The following is a 988-nucleotide window of genomic DNA, read 5'->3' on the forward strand; positions in this document are numbered from 1 at the left end:
CACGCTTCAGATTCCGATTACAACACGGGCACTTTGCGTTTCCTCAAAGGTTCCATCGCCGCTTGTCGCGCTGGCGTCCCACGTAGCCATCTCATCAGCTACAAAGTAGATGGGGCTTTGATTCAGGAGTTGTTCTCGTTTGACGGTATCGGAACTCAAGTCGTCATGGCAAGCGCAGAGCAAGTTCGTCAAGCTGGTATTGATGACATCGGCGGCATTTTGGAATTGATTCATCCATTAGAAGAACAAGGCATTTTGGTCAGGCGTTCGAGAGAACAGCTAGAGCAAGAGATTGGTAAATTCACCATCATTGAAAAAGATGGCTTAATCATCGGATGCGCGGCTTTATACCCATATTCTGAAGAACGAAAAGCTGAAATGGCCTGTGTTGCTATTCACCCAGACTATCGGGATGGCAACCGAGGTTTGTTGCTGCTGAACTACATGAAGCATCGTTCAAAATCAGAAAACATCAACCAGATTTTTGTCCTTACCACCCACAGTCTGCATTGGTTTAGAGAGCAAGGATTCTACGAAGTTGGAGTCGATTACTTGCCAGGAGCCAAACAAGGGCTGTACAACTTTCAGCGTAAGTCCAAAATCTTAGCGTTAGACTTATAAACAAACTCAACATGATTAACAGGTGCGTTCTGAATCCGCAATCCGATGTTTGGAACGCCATGCTCCGACTCTCTCAATAATAAAACCATGAATCATAAGCAGCAATACCATTAATTTAGATATGCAAAGCATTACATTGATTTTAGTTCCATTTTTACCTTTTCAATATACACACTGTTGGCTATACTCTGCGCGCTAGTGATTGGTTTTTAACCAATGCAAATGGATCTAGGTGATGATACGTAGCCTTCACCCTAAAATGCTGGGCAGTCGATAACTAGTTAGCCCGCATTGCACACCAAGGACAGTTGTTAATCTGACTTTAAATAAGCCGAGACGAGCACTGTTATGAGAACAATCATTTGTA

1 protein-coding gene is annotated in these 988 nt (G+C 43.4%); it reads left to right on the forward strand.

Translation table 11 applies throughout. The annotated features are described in order from the left end of the window. A partial coding sequence (argA, locus tag R7E78_RS24785) for an amino-acid N-acetyltransferase (RefSeq protein WP_318058429.1) occupies positions 1–621 on the forward strand: 621 nt, incomplete at its 5' end. Positions 622–988 lie beyond the last annotated feature (367 nt).

It is taken from the genome of Vibrio sp. YT-19(2023) (assembly GCF_033337395.1).